Below are 25,887 nucleotides of genomic sequence, written 5' to 3'. Positions count from 1 at the left end.
CGTCATGGCATCGAGTGACCGGCGGGCGCGGGGGGATATCCGCGCATGCCGGCCTTCCGACCGTCATCAACCGGAGTCCATCCATGTCGTCCACGAAGCCACGTGTCACGTCGCGTCCCGTTTCTCCGATCCGCAACCATCTGGCCGCCGCGATCCTGCTGTCGCTGATCGGCGCGCCTGTCCATGCCCAGCAGGCCACCGCAACGCCCGATGGGCAGGCGTCGGCGCAAGCCTCCGATGCCGTCGATCTGGGCGCGGTCACGGTCACCGCGCGCAAGCGCGACGAGCGCCAGATCGACGTGCCGATTGCCATCACCGCGGTGACCGGCGAGCAGATCGATGCGATGGGCCTGCGCAACGTGGTGGACGTCATCAACATCACCCCTGGCGCTTCCTCCATCGACACCGGCGGTGCCTTCACCCAGGTGCAGATCCGTGGCGTTTCCAGTTCGCTGGGCGGCAACGACAATGGTTACTACGTCGACGAGACGCCGTTCACCGGCGTGACCGTGCCCTGGTATCCGGACACGCGATCCTTCGACATCGACCGGGTGGAAATCCTCAAGGGTCCGCAGGGCACGCTGTTCGGCGAGGGATCGATGGGCGGCACAGTGCGCATCCTCACCCGCAAGCCGGAATTCAACCGTTTCGGCGCCGGGGTGGAACTGGATGGTTCGCGCGTGAGCGGCGGCGGCGATGGCCGCGGCGCCAAGGCCTACGTGAACATCCCGCTGGTGGACGATCGCCTGGCCCTGCGCCTGGCCATCACCGACGAGCGCACGCCCGGCTGGATCGACAACACCAACACCGGCGCGAAGAACGTCAACGACAACGACATCCGCACCTGGCGCGCCAAGGTCCGCTTCGCACCGACCGAGCGCTGGAACATCGATCTCGCCTACTGGAAGTACCGCTCCGATTCCGAGGCCGCCAGCAACAGCGCCTACGACGACGGCACCAACAACTCGTTCCTGGCCAGCCACAACGAATGGGACTCGGCCAGCCTGACCAGCACCTACGAACTGGACGCCTCGCAGATCGTCTACACCTTCTCCGACGGCAACCTCAGCTATCCGCAGACCGGCGAGCTGGCGGCAGGCATTCCGCTGGACGCGGCGATCGACATCGGCGTGCGCACCCACGAACTGCGCTGGGCCTCGACCGGCGAGCACCGGCTGGACTGGACGGTCGGCTATTACCTGCGCAAGGCCGAACGCGCGGATGTGCTGGACATTCCCGGCATCGTGACCAGCAACTCGCGCCAGACCAACGACGCCCACGCGATCTTCGGCGAGGCCACGCTCAAGCTGCCCAATCCGGCCTGGGCGGTGACCGCCGGCCTGCGCTACTTCAAGGACAAGGTGGACGCCGCCGACGCGGCTTCCGATGGCAGCGTGTCCACGCTCAACGCCACCTTCGACAGCTGGAATCCGCGCTTGAGCCTGTCCTACAAGCCGTCGGACAGCACTACCTTCTATGCCTCGGCCGCGCGCGGATTCCGTTCCGGACAGTTGCAGCCGATCGGATCCATCAAGCTGGCCGAACAGTACGGTGTGGACCTGCCCTCGCAGATCTCCGCCGACTCGATCTGGACCTACGAACTGGGCGCCAAGTCGGTGCTGGCCGATGGCAAGTTGCTGCTGGAAGGCGCGGTCTTCTACAGCGACTGGGAGGGCGTCGCGGTGCGCGTGCCGATCACGCCGGAGATCAACGGCCTGACCAACTCCGACGGCACCCGCAACAAGGGTGTCGAACTGAGCGTGACCTACAACCCGGTCCGCGCGTTGACCCTGCAGTTCGGAGGCAGTTGGGTCGATGCGACCTACTCGGCCGACGTGCCCGGCACGCCGTTGCATCGCGGCACCGCGGTCTACAACGTACCCAAAACCAGCCTGAATGCCTCGGCCGCCTACAACTGGGACGTCGGCGCGAACCTGCGCGGCGTGGCCTCGGTCAACGTGCACCACGACTCCGCGCGCGAAACCGCGCTGACCGCCGGCACGCCGGGCGACGCCCTGACCCTGGCCGGCGCGCGCATCGGCCTGGAATCGCCCGCCGGCTGGGGCGTGTACCTGTATGGCAACAACCTGACCGACGAGGACGGCGCGATCAACGCGCGCGGCGCGAGCGAGTTCGATTCGGACGGAAATCTGATCCGACTCGGTGCATCCAATCGCCCGCAGCCGCGCACCTTCGGCGTGTTGTTCCGCTACGACTATTGATGCGCCCCATTCCCCATCACACACTCGCTCACCGGAGATCCGATCCCATGACGTTCACGCAACGAATGCTGCCCGCGCTCGCGCTGGGCCTCGCGCTTTGCCTGCCCGCGGCATCCCGCGCCGCCGATGCCGACGCGCTGCAATGGCTGGAAGATCCGCACGGGGCCCAGGCCTTGGCCTGGGCCCGCCAGGCCACCGCCCAGGCGCGCGCGCGCCTGGGCGCGCTACCCTCGCATGCCACCGTCAGCCGCGAACTCGGCTCGGCGCTGGCGCAGGCGCCGGCCGAACCGGACCAGTACCTGCTGGGCGAACGCGCGGTGCGCCTGTATCGCGACGCCGCGCATCCCTATGGCCTGCTGCAGACCGCCGCACGCGACGCGCAAGGCGTGGCCGGCGAGTGGAAGATCGTGCTGGACGTGGCCGAGTTGCGCAAGCGCGAAGGCATTCCGTTCGAACTGCAGGTCTACAGCTTCGGCTCCAGTTGCCTGGCGCCGGAGTACGCGCGCTGCCTGCTGCGGCTCTCGCCCGGTGGTGGCGACGAGGTGGAAATCCGCGAATTCGATCTCGCCACCGCGCGCTTCGTCGATGGCGGCTTCCGGGTCGGCAAGTCGCGCGCGTTCGCCGAGTGGATGAGCGCGGATCAAGTGCTGGTCGGCCACACGCTGGGCGATCAGCCGAAATCGCTGGCCGGCTGGCCGGCCGCGTTCGGCCTGTGGAAGCGCGGCCAGGCGCTGGCGGACGTGAAGCCGGCGTTCCAGGGCCAGCCGGGCGATGCGATCGTGCAGGCCACCACCGTCGGAACCGACCGCGTGCAGGCCGTACTGACCCGCGCGATCGACTATTCGACCTTCGAAGTCAGCCTGGTCGATGCCAGCGGCGCGTCCCGCACGTTGCCGCTGCCGCAGGCGATCAAGCCGTTCGGCGTGCTGGCGACCTCCGCGCGCCACATCGTGGTCCAACTGGCCAAGGACGCGACCATCGAGGGCCAGCCGTATCGCGCCGAAACCGTGATCGCCTATGACGCGGATCCCGCCACGCCGGAAGGCAAGCGCGTGTCGGCGGTATACGTGCCGGCGGCGGACGAGTTTGTCGATGCCGGCTTCGGCGGGCTGGCGGCCACGCGCGACGAAGTGTTCCTGATCATCAACCAGCACTTGCGCCAGCGCGTGGTCGCCGCGCGCGACGACGACGGCGATGGCCGCTGGACCACCCGCAAGGTATTGGACGTGGCGGCCGGCGACACCGTGAGCCTGCGCGCGGACGAGCGTGACCGCCGCGAACTGGCAATCTCGGTCGCCGGTTTCGTCACCCCCCGCAGCCAGTACCTGCTGCGCGACGATGAGCCGCGGCGCCTGCTGGCCCAGGATCCGGTGCTGATGGACGGCGCCGGTTTCACCACCGAAATCGGTTCGGCCACCTCGCGCGACGGCACCTCGGTCGACTATTTCCTGCTGAAACCGCGCCATCCCAAGCCCGGCCCCCAGCCGCTGCTGATGACCGGCTACGGCGCCTTCGGCATCTCGGTGCGTCCGGGTTACTTCGACGCCATCGTCGGTGGTCCGGCCCTGAAACTGTGGCTGGAACGCGGCGGTTCGCTGGCGATTCCGGCGATGCGCGGTGGCGGCGAGCGCGGCGCGGCCTGGCACACCGCCGCGATCCGCGAGAAGCGGCAGAACTCGTACGACGATTTCATCGCCGTCACCGAGCACCTGATCCGCAGCGGCTTCACCGCGCCGGACCGGATCGGCATCTTCGGCATGTCCAACGGCGGCCTGCTCACCGCGACGCTGGGCACGCAGCGGCCGGACCTGTTCGCGGCGGTGGTCAGCGACGTGCCGCTGACCGATCTGGTGCGGATGCGCCACATGGGCATGGGTGCGGCATGGATGAACGAGTACGGCAACCCCGACGTGCCGGAACAGCTCGCCGCGATGCTCAAGTATTCGCCGTACCAGAATGTCCGCCCGGGCACGCGCTATCCGCCGTTCCTGGTCACCATCTCGACCGAGGACAACCGGGTCGGTCCCGGCCATGCGCGCAAGCTCGCCCACCGGCTGGCCGATGCCGGCGCCACCACCTACTTCTACGAGGACGAGGAAGGTGGACATGGGGTCAGCGATGCCCTGCGCAATCCGGAACTGATGGCGCTGCGGATGAGTTTCCTGATTGACCGGCTGATGCCCGCGAACTGACAGCGCGCGCCGCATTCGACCGAAAAAAAGGGCCCGCGCGATGCGGGCCCCTTTCTGCATTTGCGGCAGGAACCGGGTGGGCTCACACCACCGGCGTGCGCACCAGCAACTGCTTGGCGAGCCAGCCGTGCACCTTGCCCACGCCGCGCGCCAGATGCAGGGTGGCGAACAGCAGCAGCACGCCGGACGCGCAGACGAAGGGCAGCAGCCAGGGCGCGTCGTAGGCCAGGCTCCAGTCGTCGAACCAGATGCCGGCGTGCGGCAGCAGTAGCGCCAGCGGCGCGGCGGCCAGGCCCAGCGACAGGCTCAGCAGGGTCACCGCCACGCTGAAGTACAGCACGCCCAGCGGTTGCATCAGCAGGAAGTACAGCATCGCCGTCCAGGTGCCGCCGTCGGTGAACATCTCCTTGATCCGGGTCAGCCAGGGCTTGTCGCGCTGGGTGTACAGCGGTCGGCGCGGCATGCGTTCGCCCAGCAGCGCTTCGACGATGCGGCCCTCCACCAGTGACAGCACCCGCACCGAGGCCAGGAACAGCATCAGCAGCGGGATGCCGATGATCAGGATCAGCAGGCCGACCGACAGGCTGGCACCGGTGACCACCCAGGTGAAGTAGAAGACGCCGGTCGCCAGCGACAGCAGCATGTAGAACAGCGCGCCATAGGTGCGCGGATCCGCCGCCACGCCGAAGAAGCGTCCAATCGCCGAGCGGCGCTTCGGCGGCGCCGGCGGCTTGAGCGCGCGGGTCACCGTCACTTCGGTCTCGCGATAGATGTCGGCGACCTCCTCGGGTGCGCCGTAGCTGCCGGCCACCGAGGCGATCACCTCGGCCTCGCTCTTGCCGGCTTGCTCGGCCAGTTCCGAACGCAGGTACTCCTCGGCGTCGTACAGGGCGTCCTGGATCAGCGCCGGATCCGCGCCGGCCAGCGCGGCCCGCAACTGCTCCAGGTATTCGGGGATGGAAGTGGGAAGACGCGGCGTGGTGGTGGTGTTCATGCGGTTATCCCCGACAGGACGGAATCGACGGAATCACGGGTGGCGCGCCAGGCGGCCGCCCAGGTCTGCAGGGTCTCCCGCCCTGCCTCGGTGATGCGGTAGTAGCGTCGCGGCGGACCGGCGATGGAAGGCTCGACGAAGCTGTCGAGCAGGCCGGCGCCCTCCAGGTTGCGCAGCACCGGATACAGCGCGCTCTGCTTGCCGCTGAGCACACCGTCGCCGACGCGTTCGAGCTGCTTGGCGATCAGGTAGCCGTACATCGGTTCGCCGGCCTGGGCCAGCACGGCCAGCAGGGCGAGCGACACCGTACCGGCGCTCAGCTCCTTCTGGAACTTCTTCAGGTAGGTATCGGCTTCCACCTTGGCGGTCTCCGGGGGACTAGCGTGGAGACGATGCTATTGCGAAGTTGACTATAGCGAATGTGCTATTAGTCACTGGGCCGGATGACCGGCCTCACCACCCGGCCAGCAAGCATCCGCGTGGCCGGCAGCGGTGATGACGTCGTTCAAACGCGGCCGCGGCGCCGCCAGCTCCGGCCGCAGGCGCGGCAGACGCAGCGCAGTTCCCCGCCGCGTCCCGGGCGCTCCGGGCCCAGCAGCCCGCCACAGCGGCACAGCAGATCGGCGGTCCGCCGCGTCCTCCACAGGCGGGCGGTCGTCCAGAGCCCCAGCGCCCCGGCCAGGACGAACAGCGCATAGGGCGTCCAGTCCCAGCCGGCCGGCGTGGCGGCCGACACGGGTTGCGCCCGCGCCTGCGATACCGCCAGCGAAGCCACGAACGCGGCGGCCAGCGCCGCCGCCGTCGGCGCGTAGGCCCGCGCCACACTCCAATCCCATCGATCCTGCATCGGCCATGTCCCCGTCGTCGCGTGGAGGCCGATTGTCCGCAGCGCGGTCGCGCCGGTTGAGACGCGCGATCAGGGGAATACCTGGCGCCGGCGTGCCCCGCCTCCCTCAACCCGGCGGATGCGCCTCATGCACCTCGACGGTGACGTGGACCAGTTCCTCGTGCACCTGCAACGCACGCCGGTAGTGATCCGGCGAATGCGGCCGCGCGGCGACCAGCGCCACCTCGCAGGCGTACTTGTCCCGGCCAACCCGCCAGACATGCAGGTCGGTGATTTCGGTATCGGGTTCGGCCGCGATCACCTCGCGGATCTCCTCCACCACCGGCGCATCCATCTCCGCGTCCAGCAGCACCCGCCCACTCGCGCGCAGCAGGCCCCAGGCCCAGCTCAGCACCAGCGCCGATCCGATCAGTCCCATCACCGAATCCATCCAGCGCGCGCCCCAGATCCAGCCCGCCGCCAGCGCGACGATCGCCAGCACCGAGGTGGCGGCATCGGCGACGACGTGCAGGTAGGCGGCGCGCAGATTCAGATCGTGATGGCCGGGATGCACGTGGTGGCCATGGGAGTGCCCGTCATGCGCGCGCGCTGCGTGGTGATGTCCAGCGTGACCGTGATGGTGATCCCCGTGATCGTGCGCATGAGCATGCCCGTGGTGGTGGTGCGCGTGTCCGTCTTTCAGCCACCAGGCGCAGAGCAGGTTCACGCCCAGGCCGACGACCGCGATGACGATGGCCTCGCGGTAATGGATCGCCACCGGATGGATCAGGCGTTCGACCGACTGGATCGCCATCAGCGCGGCCACGCCGAGCAGCAGGATCGCACTGGTGTAGCCCCCCAGCACTTCAACCTTCCAGGTGCCGAACGCGAAGCGGTGGTCCTGCGCATGGCGGCGCGCGAACCGGTAGGCGAACACCGACAGTCCCAGCGCCAGCGCGTGCGAACTCATGTGCCAGCCATCGGCCAGCAGCGCCATCGAGTTGAAGTACCAGCCGCCGGCGATCTCCACCACCATCATCGCCGCGGTCAACAGCACCGCGCGGCGGGTGTTGCGTTCGGCCAGCGGGTTGCCTTCATCGAAGACGTGTTCGTGGCGACGGGCGGCGGCGGCGGCTGACAGGGTCATGGTGGCGGAATGGGGACGAGGGAAGCACTCGCATTCTATACCCCCCGGGGGTATATTCGTTCCATGTCGCATATCAGCCGTGATCGCAGCCGCCTGCAGACCCGCGTCCGTCGCCTCAAGGGGCAGGTGGAAGCGCTCGACAAGGCCATCGCCGAAAGCACCGACTGCCTCGCGGTATTGACCCAGGCGGCCGCCGTGCGCGGCGCGGCGCAATCGCTGATGCTGGCCCTGCTCGACGATCACCTGCACGAGCACCTCGTCGCCGAAGACGACGCCGGCACCCGGCAGGCCGAAGCCGAGGCCCTGGCCGGCATGCTGCGCAGCTACTTCAAGTAGGCCGCGCGCGACGAAGCGCCGACTGTGCGTAGAATCCGGCCATCCCATCACCGGAACGCATCGCCCATGTCCCTGCGCACCACCCTGCTGGCCTCCGCCGTGGCGCTGGCCGCCGCCCTGCCGCTGTCGGCCGCCGAACCGGCCAAGTACCGCAGCGCCCAGGAAATCCTCGACGCGTCGCCGGCCGGCGACTGGCGGACCCTGGATCCGGCCAACACGCTGTACATGGAGCTGGAAAGCGGCCGGGTGATCATCGAGCTGGCGCCGGCATTCGCGCCCGAGCATGTCGGCAACATCCGCACGCTGGCGCACGAGGGCTTCTGGAACGGCCTCAACATCTACCGCTCGCAGGACAACTGGGTGGTGCAGTTCGGTGATCCGACCGAGGACGAAGCCAAGCGCAAGTCGATCGGCAGCGCCAAGGCCAAGCTGCCGGCGGAGTTCGAGCGCAAGGCCGAAGGGCTGCGCTTCGATCGCCTGCCCGACGCCGACGGCTGGGCGCCGCAGGTCGGTTTCGTCGACGGCTTCCAGGCCGGACGCGATCCGGCCACCGGCCAGGCCTGGATGGCGCATTGCTACGGCACCCTCGGCGCCGGCCGCGACACCGCGCCGGACAGCAGCAACGCCACCGAACTGTACGTGGTGATCGGCCAGTCGCCGCGCCAGTTGGACCGCAACATCACCGTGGTCGGCCGGGTGGTGAAGGGGATGGAACTGCTGAGCGTGATCAAGCGCGGCCCGGATCCGATGGGCATGTACGACAAGCCCGCCGACTACACGCCGATCAAGGCGATCCGCCTCGCCAGCGACGTGCCGGAAGCCGAGCGCACCGCGCTGCAGCTGCTGCGCACCGATTCGAAGACCTTCGCCGACGCCACCGAGGCGCGCCGCAACCGCCGCGATGCCTGGTACGTGCGGCCGGCCGGCCACATCGACCTGTGCAACGTGCCGCTGCCGGTGCGCGCACCGAAGCAGGGCTGACGTTTCTCCGGCGCCGGCTCGCGCCGCCGGCCGACGGCCCCTCTCCCTCCCGGAGAGGGGGTTTGCATTTCAGGGAGGGAGCACCGCCGCGCCTGCATTCCGACCAACGGCCGGGAGCGGGCTTGACAATGCCGGTGGGCGCGCCCGATATTTAACCAATACGTTAATTGGTTAAATCATTACATGGCCGTCGACCGCATCTTCGAAGCGCTGGCTTCCCGCCCCCGCCGGGAAATCCTCGCCTACCTGTCCGCGCAGGAACTGACCGCCGGCGAGATTGCCGAGCGCTTCGAGATGAGCGCCCCGGCCATCTCGCGGCATCTGTCGGTACTCGAGAACGCCGGGCTGGTCAGCAGCGAGCGGCGAGGCCAGTACGTGTTCTACCGGCTGGTGCCGGACAGCCTGGTCAATACCCTCACCGGCTTCGCCTTCGAGATCTGCCCCACCGCCGGGCCGCTAAAACGCGAAGCGCGCCGGCGCACCGCCAAGGCCCGCTGAGTTCCCCTCGCCCGCAGCACGACAGGATTCCACACCATGGCCAGCACCACCGAACCGGTCGCCACCTTTCCCCATGCGCGCATCCGCTCGCGCACGGGAGGACTTCCGGTGGAGGTGTTCCTGATCGCGCAGCTCGGTCACGGCGCCGGTGACCGCATGTATGCCGAAGCCACCGCGCGCCAGCGCGCCCATCCCCATTTCATCGACGAACTCGACGAACCCTCGACCAAGCTGGCCGGTACCGATTTCGACAAGGGCGACGCCACCGCGCTCTATACCTTCGCGGTGGGTCCGCAGGGCCATCCCTTCCACCGCCACGCCGGCCACCGGGTTTTCACCGCGGTCACCGGCAGCGCGGGCGCGCTGCTGCGCTTCTCCACCGCCTCCGACGCGCAGATCGCCGCCGATCCGCACAGCTTCATCGACGCGCTGCACCATGTGCGGCTGCCGCCGGACAGCCTGTTCACCGTCCGCTTCGGCGACGGCGCCTGGCATCAGTTCGCCGCGCCGCACGCCGGTTCCACCCACCCGGTGTTCTTCGCGCTGTCCTGCCACACCGACGAACTGGGTGGTCCCTTGCCGCAGGCCGAACGCGATCGCGTGCTCAGCGGCGACGCCAACCTCGCTTCGCTGACAGAGCTGCTGCCGGATGCGGTGCTTGCGTTGCTGGAAGACATGCCGGACGCCGCCGCCATTCCCACCGTCGCGCTGGCCTTCGACGCCGCGCCCGGCAGTTCCCGGCAACGCCTGTGCGCGCGGGTGCGTGGTGTGCTGGGCAACCTGCGCGGCGCGATATCCCGCTGGCGGCATGCGCGCGGCTACATCGCCGGACGCGGTCCGCGCGTGAGCGCGCTGGCGGAACCTCTCCCGCACTCGCTGCTGCGCGAGGAACTCGCGGGTGAATTCCACCATCAGGACACCTTCGTGCTGAGCGTGCGTGGAGAGGGATTCATGGGCCTGCGCGCGTCGCGGGTGCTGGCCGACGTGCTGGACGGTTTCCTGCAGCATCGGCCCGCGGGCGTCAGCGCGCTGATGACACTGCGCAACGTGCTGGTCAGGCCGCTGCGGCTGCGCACCTCGCCGCTGGGCTGCCCGGTGTCATCGCTGCTGTCGCCGCAGCGTGATCGGTTGTTCCTGGATCGCTTCCCGGTGCTGGCGCAGCAGGTGATACAGGGCGACCGCCTCGCCGAAGTGGTGCTGGGCGCGGACGATCGCCATCTGGTATTCCGCTCCTGCGTGGGTGTGCGGATCGTGTCCGACGATCGCATCGACATCAGCCTCGGCACCCGCGTCCGTTGCAGCAACCCGTTCGGCCACGTCTACCTGGCCCTGATTGACCGCGTGCACCGCACCTACGTGGCGCCGGCGATGCTGCGCGCGGCGGTGGAAAAGGCGGCCGAGCGCAGTGAAGTGCTGGTCGCCAGCGACGGTCTGTTTGCCTGACCTTTGGGTGCCGTAATCAAACATCGGGTTTCCCGCGTATCTGAGTTCAGAAAAATCTGCTGTCGCTCTAGCTGGAGCCGCCTGAACTCACAGAAGAGTCGGATGCACGCCGTCCGCCGCCAGGCGGGCGTCCAGTCCACCTTCGGCATTGCTCATCGCGCCGTGATAGTCGAGGTAGACCGCGCCGGTGTCGCGCGCGTAGCCACGCATCCAGGCGTTGAGATCGCGGACCTTGCCGGCCGGATGCAGGCCCGGTTGCCACGGATAGTCGCTGACCGGCAGCACCGAGGCCAGCACGACGCGGATGCCGTTGGCGCGCGCCAGTTCGGCCATCGAGCGCAGGTTGTCCTCGATCATGTCCAGCGTGGCCGGGCCGGTGTTGCCGGCGATGTCGTTGGTGCCGGCGAGGATGACGACGACGGCCGGCTTCAGGGCGATTACATCCTGGCGGAACCGCACCAGCATCTGCGCGGTGGTCTGCCCGGAGATGCCGCGATTGACGTAGGGCTTGCCGGGAAAGAACACGGTGCCGTCCACGCGTCCCCAGCCATCGGTGATCGAGTCGCCGTAGAACACCACGCGCTGTTCGCCGGGTGCCGGTGGCGGCAGCGCCGCGTTGTCCTCGCGGTAGCGCGCCAGTTGCGGCCAGTCGGTCAGCGCCTGCCTGAGCGGAACCGAGGCGACCTGTTCCGGGTTCAAGGGCGCGCTTGGCGCCACGGCCGGTGAAGCGGCCGCCCGCGCGCTCGTTTCCTTCCCGTCCTGCGCGTTCGCCGGCACCTGCGCCAGCGAAGCGAGCGCGAGCACCGTCCATCCCCCTGCCAGCCAACGTTTCATCGCATGTCCCGGAAACCGAATCCGCCAGCAGTGTACGTCGGCGCGAGCGAAACGGTCAGGCCAGGGTTCAGGCGTCGCCTTCGGTCCGTTTGTGCGCTTCCCGGATGATGCGCTTGTTGCGGATGCGCACCGCGCCGACCATCAGCAGGCGCAGGTCGCGCACGATGTAGTCGGCCAGCGCGGCGTCTTCGATGTCGTCGCCGTGCAAATCCAGGCGGAAGTCCTGCCCTTGCAGGCCACCGCCATTGCTGAAGTCGATCTCGAAATCGAACACCACCCGCTTCTGCGCGGCCGCCGCGATGTCGTTCATGGCTTCGGCGCCCGCTGGCTGAAGGCGACGCTGCCCAGGATCAGCAGGCCGGCGGCCAGCATCGCCGGGGTCACCGGCTCGCCCAGGAACAGCCAGGCGAAGGCCGCGCCGAACAGCGGCACCAGGTAGGTCACGGTCGCCGCGCGGGCGGCGCCGATGCGCTGGATCAGGCGGTAGTACAGCAGGAAGGCATAGCCGGTGCAGAGCACGCCAATCGCGATCGCGCTGCCCCAGGCCAGCGGCGAGATGGCGTTCGTCGGCCAGTGGGTGGCGGCGAACGGCGCCAGCAGCAGCGCCGAGCAACCCAGTGTGGCCGCGGCCGCGGCCGCTGGCGGAATGCCGCCCAGGTGACGGCGGACCAGGTTGACGCCCACGCCGTACAGCAGCGCCGCGGTCGAGCCTGCGACCACCGCCATGCCGACGCTGATGCCGCCGGCCTTGCTGGTCGCCAGCAGCACCACGCCGCCAAAGCCGACCAGCAGCGCGATGGCACGGCGGGTACCGATCTTTTCGCCGAAGAACAGGAAGCCGATCAGCGCGGCGAACAGCACCGTCATCGCGTTGCAGATCGCACCGATGGCGGCCGGCGAACGCTGCGCGGCCCAGGCGAACAGCAGGAACGGGATGGCCGAGTTGATCAGCCCGATGATCGCCAGCTTCGGCCACATCGCGCGGGTGAACACCGCGCGGTCGCGCCACAGGAACGGCAGCAGCACCAGCGCGCCCAGGGTCAGCCGGATATCCACCAGCGCGAACGCGCCGAAGGGCTCGGCCGCGATGCGCATGAACAGGAACGAGCTGCCCCAGATGGCGCCCAGGACCAGCAGTTCGATTGGGGTTCGCCAGTCACGTGTCATCCCGCCTCCCAGCGAATCCGCCTTGCCCGCATCCGCCACCGCGCCGTTGCCCGCCATCGCCGTTCACCTGTTTTGTGTCTCGGCCATTCTGGCGCGCGCCACAAGGCCCACAAGCGCATATTATGCGGGCGAGCCACAAATCTGGTTAATGTCTCCCCATGAATCTGCGCCCCGCCCTGCTGCCCGCCCTGGGCGTGTTCGCCGCCGCCGCCCGGCACCAGAATTTCGCCCATGCCGCGGAGGAACTGCACCTGACCGCCAGCGCGGTCAGCCACCACATCCGCAAACTGGAATCATTGCTGGGCGTGGCCCTGTTCCAGCGCCACGCGCGCGGGGTCAAGCTGACCCAGGAGGGCCGGCAACTGGCGGACGCGGCCACCGCCGCGCTGACCGACATCGAGGGAGTCGCGGCCAACCTGCGCCATGCGGACGGTGTTTCGGTGCTGCGGGTGACCACCCTGCACTCGCTGGCCTATTGCTGGCTGGTGCCGCGGCTGCCGCGCTTCACCGCCCTGCATCCGCATATCCGCCTGCAACTGGACACCGGCACCGCGCTCACCCGCTTCGACGAGGGCGGCCCCGACCTGGGCATCCGCCACGGTCCGGGCCAGTGGCAGGGTCTGACCGCGCAGCACCTGATGGACGACGAACTGTTCCCGGTCGCCTCGCCGGGCCTGCCCGGTGTCGAGGCGGTGAGGACGCCGCGCGACATCGCCCGCCTGCCGCTGGTCACCGATCTGGCCCTGCAGGGTTGGCGCGACTGGTTCCGCGCGGCCGGCGTGCGCGGCCTGCGACTGCCGGAGATGCACAGTTTCAGCGACAGCACCGACGTGATGCGCGCCAGCGTCTACGGCGTGGGCGCGGCGCTGGCGCGCAGGGTCATCGCGCAGCCTTACCTGCAACGCTACGAACTCATCCGCCTGCCCGGCCCGTCGTTGAAGGCGCGCTTCGCCTATTACGTGGTGCATCCCTCGCACAAGGCGCCGCGTCCGGCCGCGCTGGCCTTCATCGACTGGCTGAAGGCCGAGGCCGAGGACGAGCGCACGCCGTTGCCGCCGATTCCGGCGGATTTGCTGGGACGCTGAAATCCACCCGCCCGTTCCGGCTCAGAAGCGATACCAGAAGCGCGCGAAATAGGACGCGCCGTTCAGACCGAACTGCACGCTCTCGTAGATGTGGCCGTTGTCGGTCTCGTTGGGATCCTGCCGGGTCGGAAACACGTCGAACACGTTGGCGCCGCCAAGGGTCAACTTGGCGTTGTCGGTGAAGCTGTAGGTGATGCTCAGGTCCGCCGAGGTCTTGGCCTTGTAATGCTGGTCCGGCACCGGCGGGCCGGAGAACGTGCCCAGCGTCTGCGAGCCGAAGTGGATGATCTTCATGCCGAAGTCCCAGCGATCCAGCGCGTAGTCGAATCCGAGCACCGCCTTGTTGCGCGGCGCGCCGTTTTCCACGAACAGGCGATCCCGCGGCGACAGCAACACCTCCTCCCGACCGGCGAGCGCCGGCGGCGTATGCACCTGGGTCACCTCGGTCTTGCTGTAGTTGGCGGCCAGGTAGGTGCTGAGCTTGCCCGCGCCCGCCTGCGCCTCCCACGACAGGGTCAGATCCACGCCGGTGGTGCGGGTGTCCACCGAATTGAAGAAGAAGCGCGCCAGGCCCACGTCCAGCGCCTCCAGCGCCGCGCCGATGACCGGATCGCTGGTGTCGAACTCGCCGCTCAGCACCACCCGGTCGTCGATCTCGATGCGGTAGGCATCCAGGGTCATCGAGACCGCCGCGGTCGGCGACCAGGTGAAGCCCAGGGTGCCGCCGCGCGAGGTTTCCTCCTTCAGCGCGGGAATCCCGGCCAGGTTGGCGAGCGCACCGCCATTGGGCGCGATCACCACGTCCACCGGTTCGCCGCTGATGAAATCGGTGATGGTGGAGGAGAAATATTTCTGTTGCAGCGAGGGCGCACGGAAGCCGGTGCTCACCGAGCCGCGCAACAGGAACGCGTCGCTCATCCGGAAAGCCATCGCCAGCTTGCCGTTGAGGGTGTTGCCGAAATCGCTGTAGTCCTCGTAGCGCGCGGCCAGGCCGAGCATCAAGCGCTCGGTGAAGTCGATTTCCACGTCGGCGTACGCGGCCCAGCTGTCGCGATGCTTGTCGGTCACGTCGCCCGGCTGGAATCCCGGAAAACCCTGGCTGCCCGGATTGCCGCCCTCGCCCGCGCCGTCCACGTCGAGATAGGAACCCGGTTCGCCCGCGCGGATACGGTAGTCCTCGCGCCGGTGCTCGGCGCCGAAGGCCAGGTTGAGGCCGTGCAACACGTTGTCGAAGTAGCGCGACACGTCCGCGTTGATGGTCTTCTGCTTGAACGAGAAACCGCCGGCGTCGAAGCGGCTGGGGCTGATGCCGGCGCCGCCATTGAGAAGATCCTGGTTGGCGATGGACGCGTTGAGGGTATGGTCGATGGTGTAGCGCAGTTCGTTGTAACCGTAGGTGTGCGAGACATCCCAATGCCACTGGCCGATGTCGCCGCGCAGGCCGGCGATGCTGTAGCGATCCTGCAGATCGCCGTTGATGAAGGGCACGAAGCCGTCCGGATACATCGCCGCCGAATTGCGCGAGGGAATGTCCTCCGAACCGATGCCCTCGCGCGCGAACGCCGCCGATGACGCATCGCGATCCTGCATGCCGGCGGTGAAGTAGAACTCGGCGGATTCGGTCAGCGGAAGATCGCCGTTGAGGTAGAGGGTTTTGTTCTTGACCTGGCTGTCGCCGATGATGCGCAGCGGATTCTCGGCGGTGGCGCGGTTGGAGCGATCCCGGTCCTGCCATTCGCCGGTCACCGCGAAGTGGCCGCCGTTGGACAGGGCCAGGCCGCAGTAGGCCGAAGCGATCCAGTTCTCGCCGTCGCCACGCGAGTATTGGCCCCAGCCGGCGATCGCCTCGCAACCGGGACGACGCTTCAGGGCGATGTTCATCACCCCGGCAATCGCGTCGGAACCATACTGGGCGGCCGCGCCGTCGCGCAGCACCTCGACCCGGTCGATGGCCAGCATCGGCAAAGAGTTCAGGTCGGTGCCGGTGTTGCCGCGATCGCGCGCGCCGTAGATGTTCACCAGCGACACCGTGTGCCGGCGCTTGCCGTTGACCAGCACAAGGGTCTGATCCGAACCCAGCCCGCGCAATGCGGCGCCGTCGATCAGGTCGGCGCCGTCGGCGCCGGTCTGGCGCGTGGAAATCAGCGAGGGTGCGGTGTATTGCAGGGTCTGGGCGAGGTCGAACTGGGCGCCCTGCTCTGCCGCCTGCGCCATCGGGATCACGTCCACCGGCACCGGCGACTGCGTATCCGAACTGCGCACCACCCGGCGCGAGCCGAGCACGGTGACCTGATCCAGGGTGGTCGCTTCCGTCTGTCCGGCGTCCGGCTGCGCCTGCTGCTGCGTGGTGGCGTCCTGTGCGGCGACGCCCTGCGTGGCCGCCATCAACACCAGGGAACAACGCACGAAGAAGGACAGACGGTTCCGTTGCATAGGCGATCCCCGGTTGGCGTATGGAAGCGCGTTGCGCGCCTGCCCGAATCTACGCCCGGGTCCGCATGAGCGACCAGAGACAAAACCGTTTCCACGCGAGAACGTAACCCGCGCTACCGCACCGGCGCGGCGTACCTCACAACCTGATCGCGACCGGCTTGGCGAACTCACGCCGCCTTCACGGCACCGCCTTGATCCCCGCCACCACTGCCGGCTTGAGCGCCTGCACCTTCGCATCGGCGGACTGATCCGCTTCCAGGTAAAAACTGCCGAGGAAGGCGATCAGATCATGCCGGCGCGCCAGCCAGGCGACGTCGCGATACGCCTGCTCCTGATTGCCCAGGCGCTGCGGCAGGCCGGTGAACCAGGCCTGCCATTCCGCATCGCTCAGTACGCCACGACGGGCGATGAAGATCACCGGCCGGGCCAACCGCCCGGGTTCGCCGAACACGTAGGCATGCGGTTGCTCGGGCACGATCTGCAAGGTGAGCGCCGCCAGGATCTGTTCGACCTGATCGCGATTGACCTGATCGTTGGACGCCAGTTGCAGCAGCCAGTCGGCGCCGTGCGCCACGCCATGGCGCCAGCCTTCCTTCGCGTCGAATCCGCGATAGTCGTTCACCGAGGCCAGGTAGCGGGTCGCGCGCTTGACCATGTCGGCGCGCTCGTCCGCGCTCAACCAGGGTTGCAGGCGATCCGTGCGCGCGACCTCGGACAGCATCAGCGCCGCGAACGGATGGGTGAAGCCTTCGGGATCCTTGCCATCCAGTTGCGCGTACAGCCGCTCCAGCAGTTGCCGGCGCACCGGTTCGGCCAACTGGTCGCCGCGCAACCACGTCGTGATCGCCTCGTAGGCGATGCCGTCGCGGACTTCGGGATCGGGATCGGACAGGCAATCGACCAGCCCGATCGCCAGCGCATCGCGCGCGGCCGCGTCCTCCATCGCGAACTTCTGCTCTTTCAGCAGCCGAAGCGACGCCGCGTCCGTGCCTTCCGGCGGGCAGCCGGCCCAGGCCGGCGTGGACAAGAGGAATGCTGCCGTCAACGCGATGCGATGCCACATGTCCGGTTCTCCGTGAAAGATGAAAGGCGAAGCGAGGCTCCGATCAGGCTTTCCTGCGCCGCCAGCGCCGCACCAGGCTGATCAGCACCCACAGCACCAGCCCGACCGGGATCAGGAACGCCACCGCCCGGATCGTCCACGCGGTGCCGGTGGACAGGGTAGCGGTGAAATCGCGCAGCGCCTGGCGGATCTCGCCGCGCCCGCTCTGCCCGCCGGGCGGGACGAGTCCGAGGGTCACGCGCTGGGTGTCGATGCGATGGCGATGCTGCGCGCCTTCCTGCTGCGCCGCCTGCAACTGCGCCTCGACCTGGGCCAACTGCTGCGACAACGCGATCATGTCGGCCACCGCCAGATCGCGGCGCTGCTGGAATTCGAGCAGGCGCTCGCGCTCGCGGCCAAGCCGGTCCTGCAGCAGGTGGTTGTCGCCGACCGCCCGCGCCAGATCCTCCGCCCGGGTATTGCGGCTGCCGATGTCTGCGCCCTTCGCCGCCTGCGCGATGAAAGGCTCCACGCCCTCCGGAACGATGCGCACGGTCAGGCTGGCGCGCGGATGGTCGCCTCCCTGCTGGCTGACCTCCAGCACGCTGCATTGGCCGAACTTGCCGCTGCCGCAGGCCTGCTGGCTGGCCTTGAGGCGGTCGGGAATCGCCTTCTCCTCCAGCAGGATTTCCACGTCGTGTTCGTACGCCAGCATCGCGCCGTCGGAATTGCGCACGGCGGATGCCGGCGCGGCGGCGGCGCCACTTTCGTGGCGCGCGCATCCGGCCGCAAGCAGCAGCGCCAGCATTGCTCCCGCGCCCACGCGCAGGACAGGTTTGCCGGTGATCATGGGCGTCCTCAGAAGCTCGCGCCGTCGATCGGCACCACTTTCAGCGTCGCTAGCTCCACATCGGGCAGGCAGCGCACGTTGATGGCGATCATCGGCCCGCTCTTCGGGTTGTCACCCTCGCCGTAGACGGCGATGCCGCAGTTCGGGCAGAAGCGGTGCTGGATGGCGTGCTTGTTGAAGGTGTAGGTGCCCACGTCGCCTTCCCCGCGGGTCAGCTGGAACGCGGACCGCGGTCCGAACCACAGCAGCCCGCCGCGGCGGCGGCACATCGAACAATTGCAGTCGTAGACCTCGGCGATGTCGCCTTCCACCTCGAACGCGATGCGGCCGCAATGGCAACTTCCCTGGTGTTTCATCTTTCGTTTGCTCCTGCTGGTGGGCATCGGAGCCACAAGGGTAATCGAATGGCAGATGCGGCGGGGCGGCCCAGCGGCTAAGGTGTCGGCCCCGTCCTTTGTGCACTGCCGCGAGAATGTCGATGCGCCACAGCCTGCTTGCCCTTGCCCTCCTGACCAGCCTGGCCGCCTGCCAGAAGACCGATGCACCCGCCCCCGGCGATGCCCCCGCGGCCACGGCCGCCGCGGCTGACGCGCAGGCCGACGCGCGTTTCGCCGACCTGTCCAAGCGAGCGCTCGAAGGCTGGCTGCAACTGTCGCCGGTCAGCGCCACCCAGATTGGCGAACACCGCTACGACAGCGAGATCGACGACCTGAGCGCCGAAGGCCGGAAGAAGAGCCTGGAGTTCAGCCGCAAGATGCTGGCCGAACTGGGCGCGATGGATGTTTCGAAGCTGTCCCGCGAGAACCAGGTGGACGCGGCGATCCTGCGCAACCAGCTGGAATACGACGCCTGGGGCAACGAGACCCTGCAGTCCTGGGCCTGGGATCCGCAGGTCTACAGCGGCCTGGCCGGTGGCGCCCTGTACAACCTGATGGCGCGCGAGTTCGCGCCGCTGCCGGATCGCCTGAAGTCGGCGATCGACCGCATGGAGAAAATCCCGACCCTGCTGGCGCAGGCCCGCGCCAACCTGGATCCGGCGCGGGTGCCGAAGATCCACGCCGAGACGGTCGCCAAGCAGAACGCCGGCATCCTCAGCATCGTCGACAGCTTCATCACCCCGCACGCGAAGGAACTGCCGGAAGCCGAGCAGCAGCGACTGGCCGCGGCCACCGGGACCCTGAAGAAGGCAGTGGAGGAACACCAGCAATGGCTGGACAAGACCCTGGTGCCCAACGCCAAGGGCGATTTCCGGGTCGGCGAGAAGATTTACGACCAGAAGCTCAAGTTCGCCCTGCTCTCCTCGCTGTCGCGCGCGGAGATCAAGCAGCGCGCCGAGGGTGAGCTCAAGCGTGTGCGTGGCGAGATGTACGCGATCGCGCAGCAGGTGCTGAAGGACAAGCCGGGTGCGCCCGCGCTGCCGGCCTCGCCCAGCGACGAGCAGCAGCAGAAGGCCATCGAGGCGGCGCTGGAACTGGCCTATGCCGAGCGCCCGGCACGCGACAAGGTCGTGCCCGATGCCGAGGCCGCGCTGAAGTCGGCCACCGACTTCGTCCGCGCCAAGGATCTGGTGACCCTGCCGGACGCGCCGGTCGATATCATCCCGATGCCGGAATTCCAGCGTGGCGTGGCGGTGGCGTACTGCGATTCGCCGGGTCCGTTGGACAAGAACCTCAAGACCTTCTACGCGATCTCGCCGATTCCGGAAGACTGGAGCCAGGCGCAGGTCGACTCGTTCCTGCGCGAATACAACAGCCGGATGATCCACCTGCTGAGCATCCACGAAGGCACGCCGGGGCACTATCTGGAAGGCTGGCATTCGGCCAAGTTCCCCTCGACCCTGCGCGCGGTGCTGCGTTCGGGCCTGTTCGCCGAAGGCTGGGCGGTCTACACCGAGCGGATGATGGCCGACGCCGGTTACCTGGACAACGATCCGCTGTTCCGGCTGGTGCAGCTGAAGTTCTACCTGCGCACCATTGGCAACGCCATCCTCGATCAGGGCGTGCACGTGGACGGCTGGAGCCGCGAACAGGCGATGGACCTGATGGTCCGGCAGACTTTCCAGCAGGAACGCGAGGCCGCCGGCAAGTGGACCCGTGCGCAGCTCAGCTCGGCGCAGCTGCCGACCTATTTCGTCGGCGCGCAGGAGCATTTCGATCTGCGCAAGGCGATGGAAGCCAAGCTCGGCGACAAGTTCAACGCCAAGGCCTACCACGACCAGGTGCTGTCCTACGGCGCACCGCCGGTGCGTTTCGTGCGCGAACTGATGCTGGACGAACCGATCCAGTGATCGATGGCGGGCGGGAGGGGTTTTCCTTCCGCCCCTTTCTCTCGGGAAACCGATGATCGTCCCTGTGGGAGCGACGTAAGTCGCGAACCCTTCATTTCAAAGAATCGCGACTTACGTCGCTCCCACAGGGGGGCGCCTGCACGCGCTCATACCAACTTCCGCGCACTGACAATCACGCCATTGGCATCCGCGTACAGCCAGTGGCCGGGATGGAAATCGACGCCGGCAAAGCGCACCGGCACATCCACTTCGCCCAGGCCGCGCTTCTCGGTCTTCATCGGGTGCGCGGCCAGCGCCTGCACGCCCAGATCCAGTTGCGCCAGCACCTCGACATCACGCACCGCGCCGTGGATCAGGAATCCGGTCCAGCCATTGCGCGCCGCGGTCGCCGCGATCTGATCGCCCAGCAGCGCGCGGCGCAGCGAGCCGCCGCCATCCACCACCATCACCCGTCCCTGCCCCGGCGTGCCGGCCAGTTCGCGCACCCGCGAATTGTCCTCGTGGCAGCGCACCGTGGCGATGGCGCCATGGAAAGCCACCCGGCCGCCGAATCCACGGAACAGCGGCTCGGCGACCTGTACCTCGGGGTGGGTGTCGCAGAGATCCGGCGTGGTCCAGTCCATCGCTGTCTCCGTGGCGCTGCTCAGAAGGTGCGGCTGATGGTGAAACTGCCGAACACCGGCCGTTCCTTCTGCCCGTCGAACTCGCGGGTACTGTGGTAGCGGGCCAACGCGAATTTCCAGCGACCGTACATGAAGGCCAGACCATAGCCGTACTCGCCGACGAAGGCCCGCTTGTCCACGCTGTGGCTGTCCTTGAAGGTGTTGCCGTCCAGGGTGATGTCGCGCAGCACCCAGCGTGCGTCGGTGGTCAGGAACATGTGGAAGCCCAGCACGTCCGGTGGAATCCGGCTGCCGGTCGGCGCGGTGTTCTCGCCCGCCGGCCGCAGCGGCGTGCTGCCGAAATCGTTGGGCAGGTAACGGCCGAAACGCACTTCGCCACCGACATTGGCATAGGTGGTCAGCGTGCCGAGCGTGCCGCCGTAGTGGCCGACCGCGTCCCAGCTCCAGATGCCTTCCTGTTCCGGGGCGAACCGGCGCATGCGCTCGTGCACGATGCGGAACACCGGCTCGTCCCGCAGCTGGTTGTCCCAGCCCTCGAACTTGTCGCCGCCGGTGATCTTGTGGACCTCGTTCTGCACCTGCTTGCCCAGCGCGGACGGGCCGACGATGCCGAACTGCAACTGGGTGGTGCGCAGGTGGTCGCCATTGCGGGCGTTGTAGCCCAGGCTCGCCAGCAACACGCCGGCATACGGTCGGTCATCGGGAATCACGTCGCGACGGGTCGGATCGGTCGGAGTGAAGATGCCGTGCGCGAAGCTGACCACCATGTTCTGCTGCTCGAAGCCTTCCGGCGTCAGCGCGTCCAGATGGCGGTTGATCCAGCGGGCCAACCGCGGCAGGCAGGGATCGTCGGTGTAATCCTTGAGGTTGGGCGAGACCAGCGTGAGCATCACGCCGTTGCTGTAGCCCTGGTCCTGGTGGCCGAACAGATCGTTGTCGACCCGGAAGTTGACCGTGGGCGGAAGATCGGTGGATTCGTTGCAATAGTCGCGGGCGGCGGCGGAGAAGCTGCACAGTGCCATCGCAGCCAGCAGGAGGGTTCCTGTCGAGCGCATGGGGGAGTTCCGGTACGGGAGGGAGACCGGGCGATGGGTGGGGGCGTCCGGGACGGCGACACGATAACGCAAACTGAATGCTTTCACAGGGGTCCCGGCGGCACGGACTATCCTGCCGGTCGCCCCTTGTCCCCGGAGCACCGCATGAGCCTGGCAGCCTCCACCACCTCGACCATCATCCCCTGCCTGCGCTATCGCGACGCCCGCGCCGCCATCGACTGGCTGTGCGAGGCGTTCGGGTTCGAGCGCCAGGCGGTCTACGCCGACGGCGACACCGTCCACCACGCCCAGCTCACCTTTGGCAACGGCATGATCATGCTCGGCTCCGCCTCCGGCGGCGGCGAATGGGGGCGGCATATCGTCCAGCCCGGCGATGCCGGCGGGCGCGAGACCCAGAGCCCCTGCGTGATCGTCGCCAACGCCGACGCCCACTACGCTCGGGCCAAGGCCGCCGGCGCCGAGATCGTCATCGAACTGGCGGATCAGGACTACGGCGGGCGCGGCTATGCGTGCAAGGATCCGGAGGGTCATCTGTGGTGGTTCGGCAGCTATGATCCCTGGAAGACCTGACCGGACCGGCTGCCCGCATGACTGATCTGTTCTCCGGCGCCCACGGCGCCCCCCAGGCCATCCGGGTCGGCATCGGTGGCTGGGTGTTCGCGCCCTGGCGCAACAATTTCTATCCCGCCGGCCTGGTCCAGCGGCGCGAACTGGAGTTCGCCAGCCGCCACGTCAACGCCATCGAGATCAACGGCACCTACTACGGCGCGCAGCAGCCGGCGACCTACGCCAAGTGGCGCGACGAGACCCCCGACGGCTTCCTGTTCTCGGCCAAGGCGCCCAAGCGGATCGTGCAATCGCGGGTGCTGGCGAAGACCCGGGTGCAGGTGGAGGATTTCATCGGCGGCATCGCCGAACTCAAGGACAAGCTCGGCCCGCTGGTGTGGCAGTTCGAGGCCGGGCGCAAGCTCGAGGCCGACGACTTCGCCGCGTTCCTGGACCTGCTGCCGCGCGAGGCCGCCGGCCGGCGCCTGCGCCATGTGCTGGACGTGCGCGATCCGGCCTTCATCACCCCGGACTTCCTCGCCCTCGCCCGTCGCCATGGCATGGCGACGGTGTTCACCGATTCGCCGGACTATCCGCGCTTCGCCGACCTCACCGCCGACTTCGTCTACGCGCGGCTGATGGGCACCCAAAGCGACATCGCCAGCGGCTATCCGGACGCGGAACTGGATGCCTGGGCCAAGCGCGCCCGGCAATGGGCCGAAGGCGGCGATCCCGCCGACCTGCCGCACGTCGAAGCGCCCCGCTCCGGCGATGCGCCGCGCGACGTGTTCGTCTACTTCATCAGCGCCGCCAAGGAGCGCAACCCCGCCGCCGCGATGGCGCTGATCGAGCGGCTGTAGCACCGTCTTGCAACCTGTGGGAGCGACGTAAGTCGCGATACTCACCGATTCGCGACTTACGTCGCTCCCACAAGAAGGTCAACCGCGCCGCATGGACAGCAGCGCCACCAGCACGCCGATGCCGCAGGCGAAGGCCACGTAGTGCGCCGGCGCGGTCTTGCCCAGATGGGTGGACAGGTAGGCCACCAGCGGTGGGGTCAGGCCACCGAACAGCGCATACGCGACGTTGTAGGAAAACGACACGCCGGAGAACCGCACCGCCGGCGGGAACGCCGCGATCATCAACGCCGGCACCGCGCCGACCACGCCGATGCAGAAACCGGTCAGCGCATAGCGCGGCACGAACTGCGAGGCATCCCCCGCCGCCAGCGGCAGGTACAGCGCATAGATCGACGCGGCCAGCGCGAGCGATCCGACCAGCAGCGTGGCCGCCACGCCGAAGCGGTCCACCGCCCAGCCCGCCGCCAGGCAACCGAAGATCAGCGCGGCCGTCGCCACGCTGCCCCCCTGGAACGCCAATGCCGGCGGCAGTCCGAACGAGGACTGCACCAGGTTGGGCGTGAGCAGCACGCCCACCACGATCGCGGCGGTCAGCAGCCAGGACGCCAGCATCGAACGCAGCACCGCGCCCGCGTGTCCGGCCAGCGCCTGCCGTACCGGCAAACCCTCCGCCAGCTGCCGGCGCGCGCGCATCTCCACGAACACCGGCGTCTCCTGTAGCCAGCGGCGCAGGAACACCGCGAACAGGCCGAACGCACCGCCAAGCAGGAACGGCAGCCGCCACCAGCCGCCGGCGACCTCGGCCGGGGTCATCGTCGTATTGATCCAGGCCGCCAGCAGCGAACCGATCAGGATGCCGGCGGTGAGTCCGGCGGTCAGGCTGGCACAAGCGAAGCCCACGTGTCGCGCCGGCACGTGCTCGGCCACGAACACCCACGCGCCCGGCACCTCGCCGCCCACCGCGATGCCCTGCACGATGCGCAACAGCAACAGCAGCAGCGGCGCCAACAGGCCAATCTGCGCATAGGTCGGCAGCAGGCCGATCAGCAGGGTCGGCACCGCCATCAGCAGCACGCTGAGGGTGAACATGCGCTTGCGCCCGCCGCGATCGCCGAAATGCGCCATCACGATGCCGCCCAGCGGACGCGCCAGGTAACCGGCGGCGAAAATGCCATACACCTGCAACTGCGCCAGCCACGGCTCGGTGCCCGGCGGGAAGAACAGCTCACCCAGGACGCGGGTGAAGAACACGAACACCACGAAGTCATAGAACTCCAGCGCGCCACCGAGCGCGGCCAGCCCGAGCGTCTTGCCGTCCTGCCGGTTGAACGCCCGGTGATGCTGCCCTTCGATGGAAGTCATGCGCGGTCCCGCGTTCGCCGAAGGCGGCGAACATGGCATGCCCGGCGGCCCCTCGTCCACCGCCACCCCAAGGACGGAAACACGCCCCTCCTGTAGGAGCGACGTAAGTCGCGACCCTTTCGAAGGGTCAACTCAAAAGCCAGGAGCATCGCGACTCACATCGCTCCCACAAGGGCGGGGATGGGCGATTTCCCATCCTGTGGGAGCGACATGAGTCGCGAGCTTTTGCCTTCGCTTGTTGTCCGTCCGTAGCCACCTGGAGTGATGCGGTCGCGGCTTCCATCGCACCTGCAAGGGATTTCAGGGATTCGGGGCGTGCCGGCGTCGCGACAGCAGGCGATCCAGGGCCAGCAGGATGCCGCCCAGCAGCAGGAAGACGACCAGGATGCCGGTCGCGTTGATCGCGGTGCGGGCGTAGCCCAGCTTGCCGGCATCGATGAACGGATACGGGTACTCGCCCAGCCAGGCGCCGCGCAGCAGCACCCACGCCAGATACAGCAGCGGGAACAGCAGCCAGGCCACCGCGTCGCGCAGGTTCAAGCGGCCATGCGGCGCGGCCGCCAACCACCACCCGACATACAGCAGCGGGGTGGCGTAGTGCAGGCCGGTGTCGGCCCACCATTGCAGTCCCTGCGGCTGCCACAGGTGGCGCAGGATCAACAGGTAGATCAGCCCGGTCACGCCGATGTACAGCGCGATGGCGCCACGCACGCGCGGCCGCGAAAAGAATCCGTCGGCACCGCGCAGCGCGGTCACGCACACCGCGATCACGCCCAGGTTGCTGAGGATGGTGAAGTAGCTGAGGAAGCGCAGCGTGCCCAGCGCCACCCCGACATTGTCGCGGGTCAACTCGAGCAGAAGCAGGTACTGCAGCACCACGGATGCCGCCGAGACCACCGCGACGATAGCGGCGAACGCGCGTCCTTTCGGGGTCGGGCCAGGTTCCATCGGCGAAGTGGTATCGGGAGACGGGCGACAGCCTGTCATAAAACCGGGCGGAACTGTGCGGCTTGCCGTGCGTTTGCGGGCTGGGAGCGCGGGCCTGTCCGTGGATGAAGGATGCGGGCTTCGGATTGTTGTTGGGTTGTCAGAGGGTATCGACCT

25 protein-coding genes are annotated in these 25,887 nt (G+C 68.2%); 10 read left to right on the top strand and 15 right to left on the bottom strand.

Going from position 1 to position 25,887, the window contains the following annotated elements; genetic code table 11:
• The first annotated feature begins 83 nt into the window (after window positions 1-83).
• The gene (locus tag IQ458_RS05690) at window positions 84-2,222 is read left to right on the top strand and encodes a TonB-dependent receptor (RefSeq protein WP_203322180.1); all 2,139 of its coding nucleotides are present in this window, start codon (window positions 84-86) and stop codon (window positions 2,220-2,222) included.
• A 47-nt stretch (window positions 2,223-2,269) separates the two neighbouring features.
• Window positions 2,270-4,414: a prolyl oligopeptidase family serine peptidase gene (locus IQ458_RS05685; RefSeq protein ID WP_203322179.1), complete on the top strand. Its 2,145-nt coding sequence runs from the start codon at window positions 2,270-2,272 to the stop codon at window positions 4,412-4,414.
• 82 nt (window positions 4,415-4,496) lie between these two features.
• On the opposite strand, the gene IQ458_RS05680 is transcribed toward IQ458_RS05685, so the two are convergent.
• From IQ458_RS05680 to dmeF, 4 genes are all read right to left on the bottom strand, one after another.
• Window positions 4,497-5,408 (bottom strand): sensor domain-containing protein, encoded by a 912-nt coding sequence (locus IQ458_RS05680; protein WP_203322178.1) that lies wholly within the window; start codon window positions 5,406-5,408, stop codon window positions 4,497-4,499.
• Entirely contained in the window at window positions 5,405-5,767 is a 363-nt protein-coding gene (locus IQ458_RS05675; protein WP_183638373.1) for a PadR family transcriptional regulator, read from the bottom strand. Before IQ458_RS05675 ends, IQ458_RS05680 begins: the two co-directional genes overlap by 4 nt.
• A gap of 146 nt (window positions 5,768-5,913) precedes the next feature.
• Complete coding sequence (locus tag IQ458_RS05670) at window positions 5,914-6,231, bottom strand: hypothetical protein (RefSeq protein ID WP_192199306.1); 318 nt, start codon at window positions 6,229-6,231, stop codon at window positions 5,914-5,916.
• A gap of 130 nt (window positions 6,232-6,361) precedes the next feature.
• Entirely contained in the window at window positions 6,362-7,381 is a 1,020-nt protein-coding gene (gene dmeF, locus IQ458_RS05665; protein WP_183638377.1) for a CDF family Co(II)/Ni(II) efflux transporter DmeF, read from the bottom strand.
• 63 nt (window positions 7,382-7,444) lie between these two features.
• Here dmeF and IQ458_RS05660 point away from each other — a divergent pair, with 63 nt between their 5' ends.
• The 4 genes from IQ458_RS05660 (at window position 7,445) to IQ458_RS05645 (ending at window position 10,639) form a co-directional block, all read left to right on the top strand.
• Window positions 7,445-7,717 carry a metal/formaldehyde-sensitive transcriptional repressor gene (locus IQ458_RS05660; RefSeq protein ID WP_183638380.1) on the top strand — a complete coding sequence of 91 codons (273 nt, stop codon included), beginning with the start codon at window positions 7,445-7,447 and terminating at the stop codon, window positions 7,715-7,717.
• A 66-nt stretch (window positions 7,718-7,783) separates the two neighbouring features.
• Window positions 7,784-8,698, top strand: a complete 915-nt coding sequence (locus tag IQ458_RS05655; protein ID WP_192199304.1) for a peptidylprolyl isomerase — start codon at window positions 7,784-7,786, stop codon at window positions 8,696-8,698.
• A 183-nt stretch (window positions 8,699-8,881) separates the two neighbouring features.
• Window positions 8,882-9,196, top strand: a complete 315-nt coding sequence (locus IQ458_RS05650) for a metalloregulator ArsR/SmtB family transcription factor (protein WP_183638387.1) — start codon at window positions 8,882-8,884, stop codon at window positions 9,194-9,196.
• Between the two features lie 36 nt (window positions 9,197-9,232).
• Window positions 9,233-10,639 (top strand): DUF2867 domain-containing protein, encoded by a 1,407-nt coding sequence (locus tag IQ458_RS05645; RefSeq protein WP_203322177.1) that lies wholly within the window; start codon window positions 9,233-9,235, stop codon window positions 10,637-10,639.
• An 87-nt stretch (window positions 10,640-10,726) separates the two neighbouring features.
• Here IQ458_RS05645 and IQ458_RS05640 read toward each other — a convergent pair whose 3' ends face one another.
• The 3 genes from IQ458_RS05640 to IQ458_RS05630 form a co-directional block, all read right to left on the bottom strand.
• A complete protein-coding gene (locus IQ458_RS05640; RefSeq protein WP_203322176.1) occupies window positions 10,727-11,473 on the bottom strand; it encodes an SGNH/GDSL hydrolase family protein in 747 nt (248 codons plus the stop codon).
• Between the two features lie 67 nt (window positions 11,474-11,540).
• The gene (locus tag IQ458_RS05635) at window positions 11,541-11,783 is read right to left on the bottom strand and encodes a cyclase (protein ID WP_203322175.1); all 243 of its coding nucleotides are present in this window, start codon (window positions 11,781-11,783) and stop codon (window positions 11,541-11,543) included.
• Entirely contained in the window at window positions 11,780-12,640 is an 861-nt protein-coding gene (locus IQ458_RS05630) for a DMT family transporter (protein ID WP_183641137.1), read from the bottom strand. The genes IQ458_RS05635 and IQ458_RS05630 overlap by 4 nt, the downstream gene beginning before the upstream one ends.
• 158 nt (window positions 12,641-12,798) lie before the next feature.
• Here IQ458_RS05630 and IQ458_RS05625 point away from each other — a divergent pair, with 158 nt between their 5' ends.
• Window positions 12,799-13,725: a LysR substrate-binding domain-containing protein gene (locus IQ458_RS05625; protein ID WP_183638404.1), complete on the top strand. Its 927-nt coding sequence runs from the start codon at window positions 12,799-12,801 to the stop codon at window positions 13,723-13,725.
• 21 nt (window positions 13,726-13,746) lie between these two features.
• Here IQ458_RS05625 and IQ458_RS05620 read toward each other — a convergent pair whose 3' ends face one another.
• The 4 genes from IQ458_RS05620 to IQ458_RS05605 all read right to left on the bottom strand — a co-directional run bounded on the left by IQ458_RS05620 (window position 13,747) and on the right by IQ458_RS05605 (window position 18,406).
• Window positions 13,747-16,158: a TonB-dependent receptor plug domain-containing protein gene (locus IQ458_RS05620; RefSeq protein WP_203322174.1), complete on the bottom strand. Its 2,412-nt coding sequence runs from the start codon at window positions 16,156-16,158 to the stop codon at window positions 13,747-13,749.
• Window positions 16,159-16,336: 178 nt separating this feature from the next.
• A complete protein-coding gene (locus IQ458_RS05615) occupies window positions 16,337-17,221 on the bottom strand; it encodes a DUF2785 domain-containing protein (RefSeq protein WP_203322173.1) in 885 nt (294 codons plus the stop codon).
• Window positions 17,222-17,264: 43 nt separating this feature from the next.
• Window positions 17,265-18,050 (bottom strand): DUF4349 domain-containing protein, encoded by a 786-nt coding sequence (locus IQ458_RS05610; protein WP_203322172.1) that lies wholly within the window; start codon window positions 18,048-18,050, stop codon window positions 17,265-17,267.
• An 8-nt stretch (window positions 18,051-18,058) separates the two neighbouring features.
• Window positions 18,059-18,406, bottom strand: coding sequence for a GFA family protein (locus IQ458_RS05605; protein WP_141455997.1), 348 nt, complete (start codon window positions 18,404-18,406; stop codon window positions 18,059-18,061).
• A gap of 122 nt (window positions 18,407-18,528) precedes the next feature.
• Between IQ458_RS05605 and IQ458_RS05600 the strand changes: the two genes are divergently transcribed.
• Window positions 18,529-20,337, top strand: a complete 1,809-nt coding sequence (locus IQ458_RS05600) for a DUF885 domain-containing protein (protein WP_203322171.1) — start codon at window positions 18,529-18,531, stop codon at window positions 20,335-20,337.
• Between the two features lie 146 nt (window positions 20,338-20,483).
• Here IQ458_RS05600 and rraA read toward each other — a convergent pair whose 3' ends face one another.
• Window positions 20,484-20,960: a ribonuclease E activity regulator RraA gene (gene rraA / locus IQ458_RS05595; protein ID WP_203322170.1), complete on the bottom strand. Its 477-nt coding sequence runs from the start codon at window positions 20,958-20,960 to the stop codon at window positions 20,484-20,486.
• A gap of 20 nt (window positions 20,961-20,980) precedes the next feature.
• Window positions 20,981-22,015 carry a lipid A deacylase LpxR family protein gene (locus IQ458_RS05590; protein ID WP_220094201.1) on the bottom strand — a complete coding sequence of 345 codons (1,035 nt, stop codon included), beginning with the start codon at window positions 22,013-22,015 and terminating at the stop codon, window positions 20,981-20,983.
• 144 nt (window positions 22,016-22,159) lie between these two features.
• Here IQ458_RS05590 and IQ458_RS05585 point away from each other — a divergent pair, with 144 nt between their 5' ends.
• Complete coding sequence (locus IQ458_RS05585; protein WP_183638418.1) at window positions 22,160-22,585, top strand: VOC family protein; 426 nt, start codon at window positions 22,160-22,162, stop codon at window positions 22,583-22,585.
• 17 nt (window positions 22,586-22,602) lie between these two features.
• Window positions 22,603-23,421, top strand: coding sequence for a DUF72 domain-containing protein (locus IQ458_RS05580; protein ID WP_203322169.1), 819 nt, complete (start codon window positions 22,603-22,605; stop codon window positions 23,419-23,421).
• 78 nt (window positions 23,422-23,499) lie between these two features.
• On the opposite strand, the gene IQ458_RS05575 is transcribed toward IQ458_RS05580, so the two are convergent.
• Window positions 23,500-24,783 (bottom strand): MFS transporter, encoded by a 1,284-nt coding sequence (locus IQ458_RS05575; protein WP_203322168.1) that lies wholly within the window; start codon window positions 24,781-24,783, stop codon window positions 23,500-23,502.
• 300 nt (window positions 24,784-25,083) lie between these two features.
• Window positions 25,084-25,731, bottom strand: a complete 648-nt coding sequence (locus IQ458_RS05570) for a Pr6Pr family membrane protein (protein ID WP_203322167.1) — start codon at window positions 25,729-25,731, stop codon at window positions 25,084-25,086.
• Window positions 25,732-25,887 lie beyond the last annotated feature (156 nt).

Origin of the sequence: Pseudoxanthomonas beigongshangi (assembly GCF_016820515.1) — a bacterium.
Classification (GTDB): domain Bacteria; phylum Pseudomonadota; class Gammaproteobacteria; order Xanthomonadales; family Xanthomonadaceae; genus Pseudoxanthomonas_A; species Pseudoxanthomonas_A beigongshangi.
This window is presented reverse-complemented; position numbering and strand designations above follow the sequence as displayed.

Excerpts from the sequence above, each read along its gene's own strand:
- IQ458_RS05690 (WP_203322180.1), top strand. The coding sequence starts at position 84 with ATGTCGTCCACGAAGCCACGTGTCACGTCGCGTCCCGTTTCTCCGATC.
- IQ458_RS05685 (WP_203322179.1), top strand. The coding sequence starts at position 2,270 with ATGACGTTCACGCAACGAATGCTGCCCGCGCTCGCGCTGGGCCTCGCG.
- IQ458_RS05680 (WP_203322178.1), bottom strand. The coding sequence starts at position 5,408 with ATGAACACCACCACCACGCCGCGTCTTCCCACTTCCATCCCCGAATAC.
- dmeF (WP_183638377.1), bottom strand. The coding sequence starts at position 7,381 with ATGACCCTGTCAGCCGCCGCCGCCGCCCGTCGCCACGAACACGTCTTC.
- IQ458_RS05660 (WP_183638380.1), top strand. The coding sequence starts at position 7,445 with ATGTCGCATATCAGCCGTGATCGCAGCCGCCTGCAGACCCGCGTCCGT.
- IQ458_RS05655 (WP_192199304.1), top strand. The coding sequence starts at position 7,784 with ATGTCCCTGCGCACCACCCTGCTGGCCTCCGCCGTGGCGCTGGCCGCC.
- IQ458_RS05650 (WP_183638387.1), top strand. The coding sequence starts at position 8,882 with ATGGCCGTCGACCGCATCTTCGAAGCGCTGGCTTCCCGCCCCCGCCGG.
- IQ458_RS05645 (WP_203322177.1), top strand. The coding sequence starts at position 9,233 with ATGGCCAGCACCACCGAACCGGTCGCCACCTTTCCCCATGCGCGCATC.
- IQ458_RS05640 (WP_203322176.1), bottom strand. The coding sequence starts at position 11,473 with ATGAAACGTTGGCTGGCAGGGGGATGGACGGTGCTCGCGCTCGCTTCG.
- IQ458_RS05635 (WP_203322175.1), bottom strand. The coding sequence starts at position 11,783 with ATGAACGACATCGCGGCGGCCGCGCAGAAGCGGGTGGTGTTCGATTTC.
- IQ458_RS05630 (WP_183641137.1), bottom strand. The coding sequence starts at position 12,640 with ATGACACGTGACTGGCGAACCCCAATCGAACTGCTGGTCCTGGGCGCC.
- IQ458_RS05625 (WP_183638404.1), top strand. The coding sequence starts at position 12,799 with ATGAATCTGCGCCCCGCCCTGCTGCCCGCCCTGGGCGTGTTCGCCGCC.
- IQ458_RS05620 (WP_203322174.1), bottom strand. The coding sequence starts at position 16,158 with ATGCAACGGAACCGTCTGTCCTTCTTCGTGCGTTGTTCCCTGGTGTTG.
- IQ458_RS05615 (WP_203322173.1), bottom strand. The coding sequence starts at position 17,221 with ATGTGGCATCGCATCGCGTTGACGGCAGCATTCCTCTTGTCCACGCCG.
- IQ458_RS05610 (WP_203322172.1), bottom strand. The coding sequence starts at position 18,050 with ATGATCACCGGCAAACCTGTCCTGCGCGTGGGCGCGGGAGCAATGCTG.
- IQ458_RS05605 (WP_141455997.1), bottom strand. The coding sequence starts at position 18,406 with ATGAAACACCAGGGAAGTTGCCATTGCGGCCGCATCGCGTTCGAGGTG.
- IQ458_RS05600 (WP_203322171.1), top strand. The coding sequence starts at position 18,529 with ATGCGCCACAGCCTGCTTGCCCTTGCCCTCCTGACCAGCCTGGCCGCC.
- rraA (WP_203322170.1), bottom strand. The coding sequence starts at position 20,960 with ATGGACTGGACCACGCCGGATCTCTGCGACACCCACCCCGAGGTACAG.
- IQ458_RS05590 (WP_220094201.1), bottom strand. The coding sequence starts at position 22,015 with ATGCGCTCGACAGGAACCCTCCTGCTGGCTGCGATGGCACTGTGCAGC.
- IQ458_RS05585 (WP_183638418.1), top strand. The coding sequence starts at position 22,160 with ATGAGCCTGGCAGCCTCCACCACCTCGACCATCATCCCCTGCCTGCGC.
- IQ458_RS05580 (WP_203322169.1), top strand. The coding sequence starts at position 22,603 with ATGACTGATCTGTTCTCCGGCGCCCACGGCGCCCCCCAGGCCATCCGG.
- IQ458_RS05575 (WP_203322168.1), bottom strand. The coding sequence starts at position 24,783 with ATGACTTCCATCGAAGGGCAGCATCACCGGGCGTTCAACCGGCAGGAC.
- IQ458_RS05570 (WP_203322167.1), bottom strand. The coding sequence starts at position 25,731 with ATGGAACCTGGCCCGACCCCGAAAGGACGCGCGTTCGCCGCTATCGTC.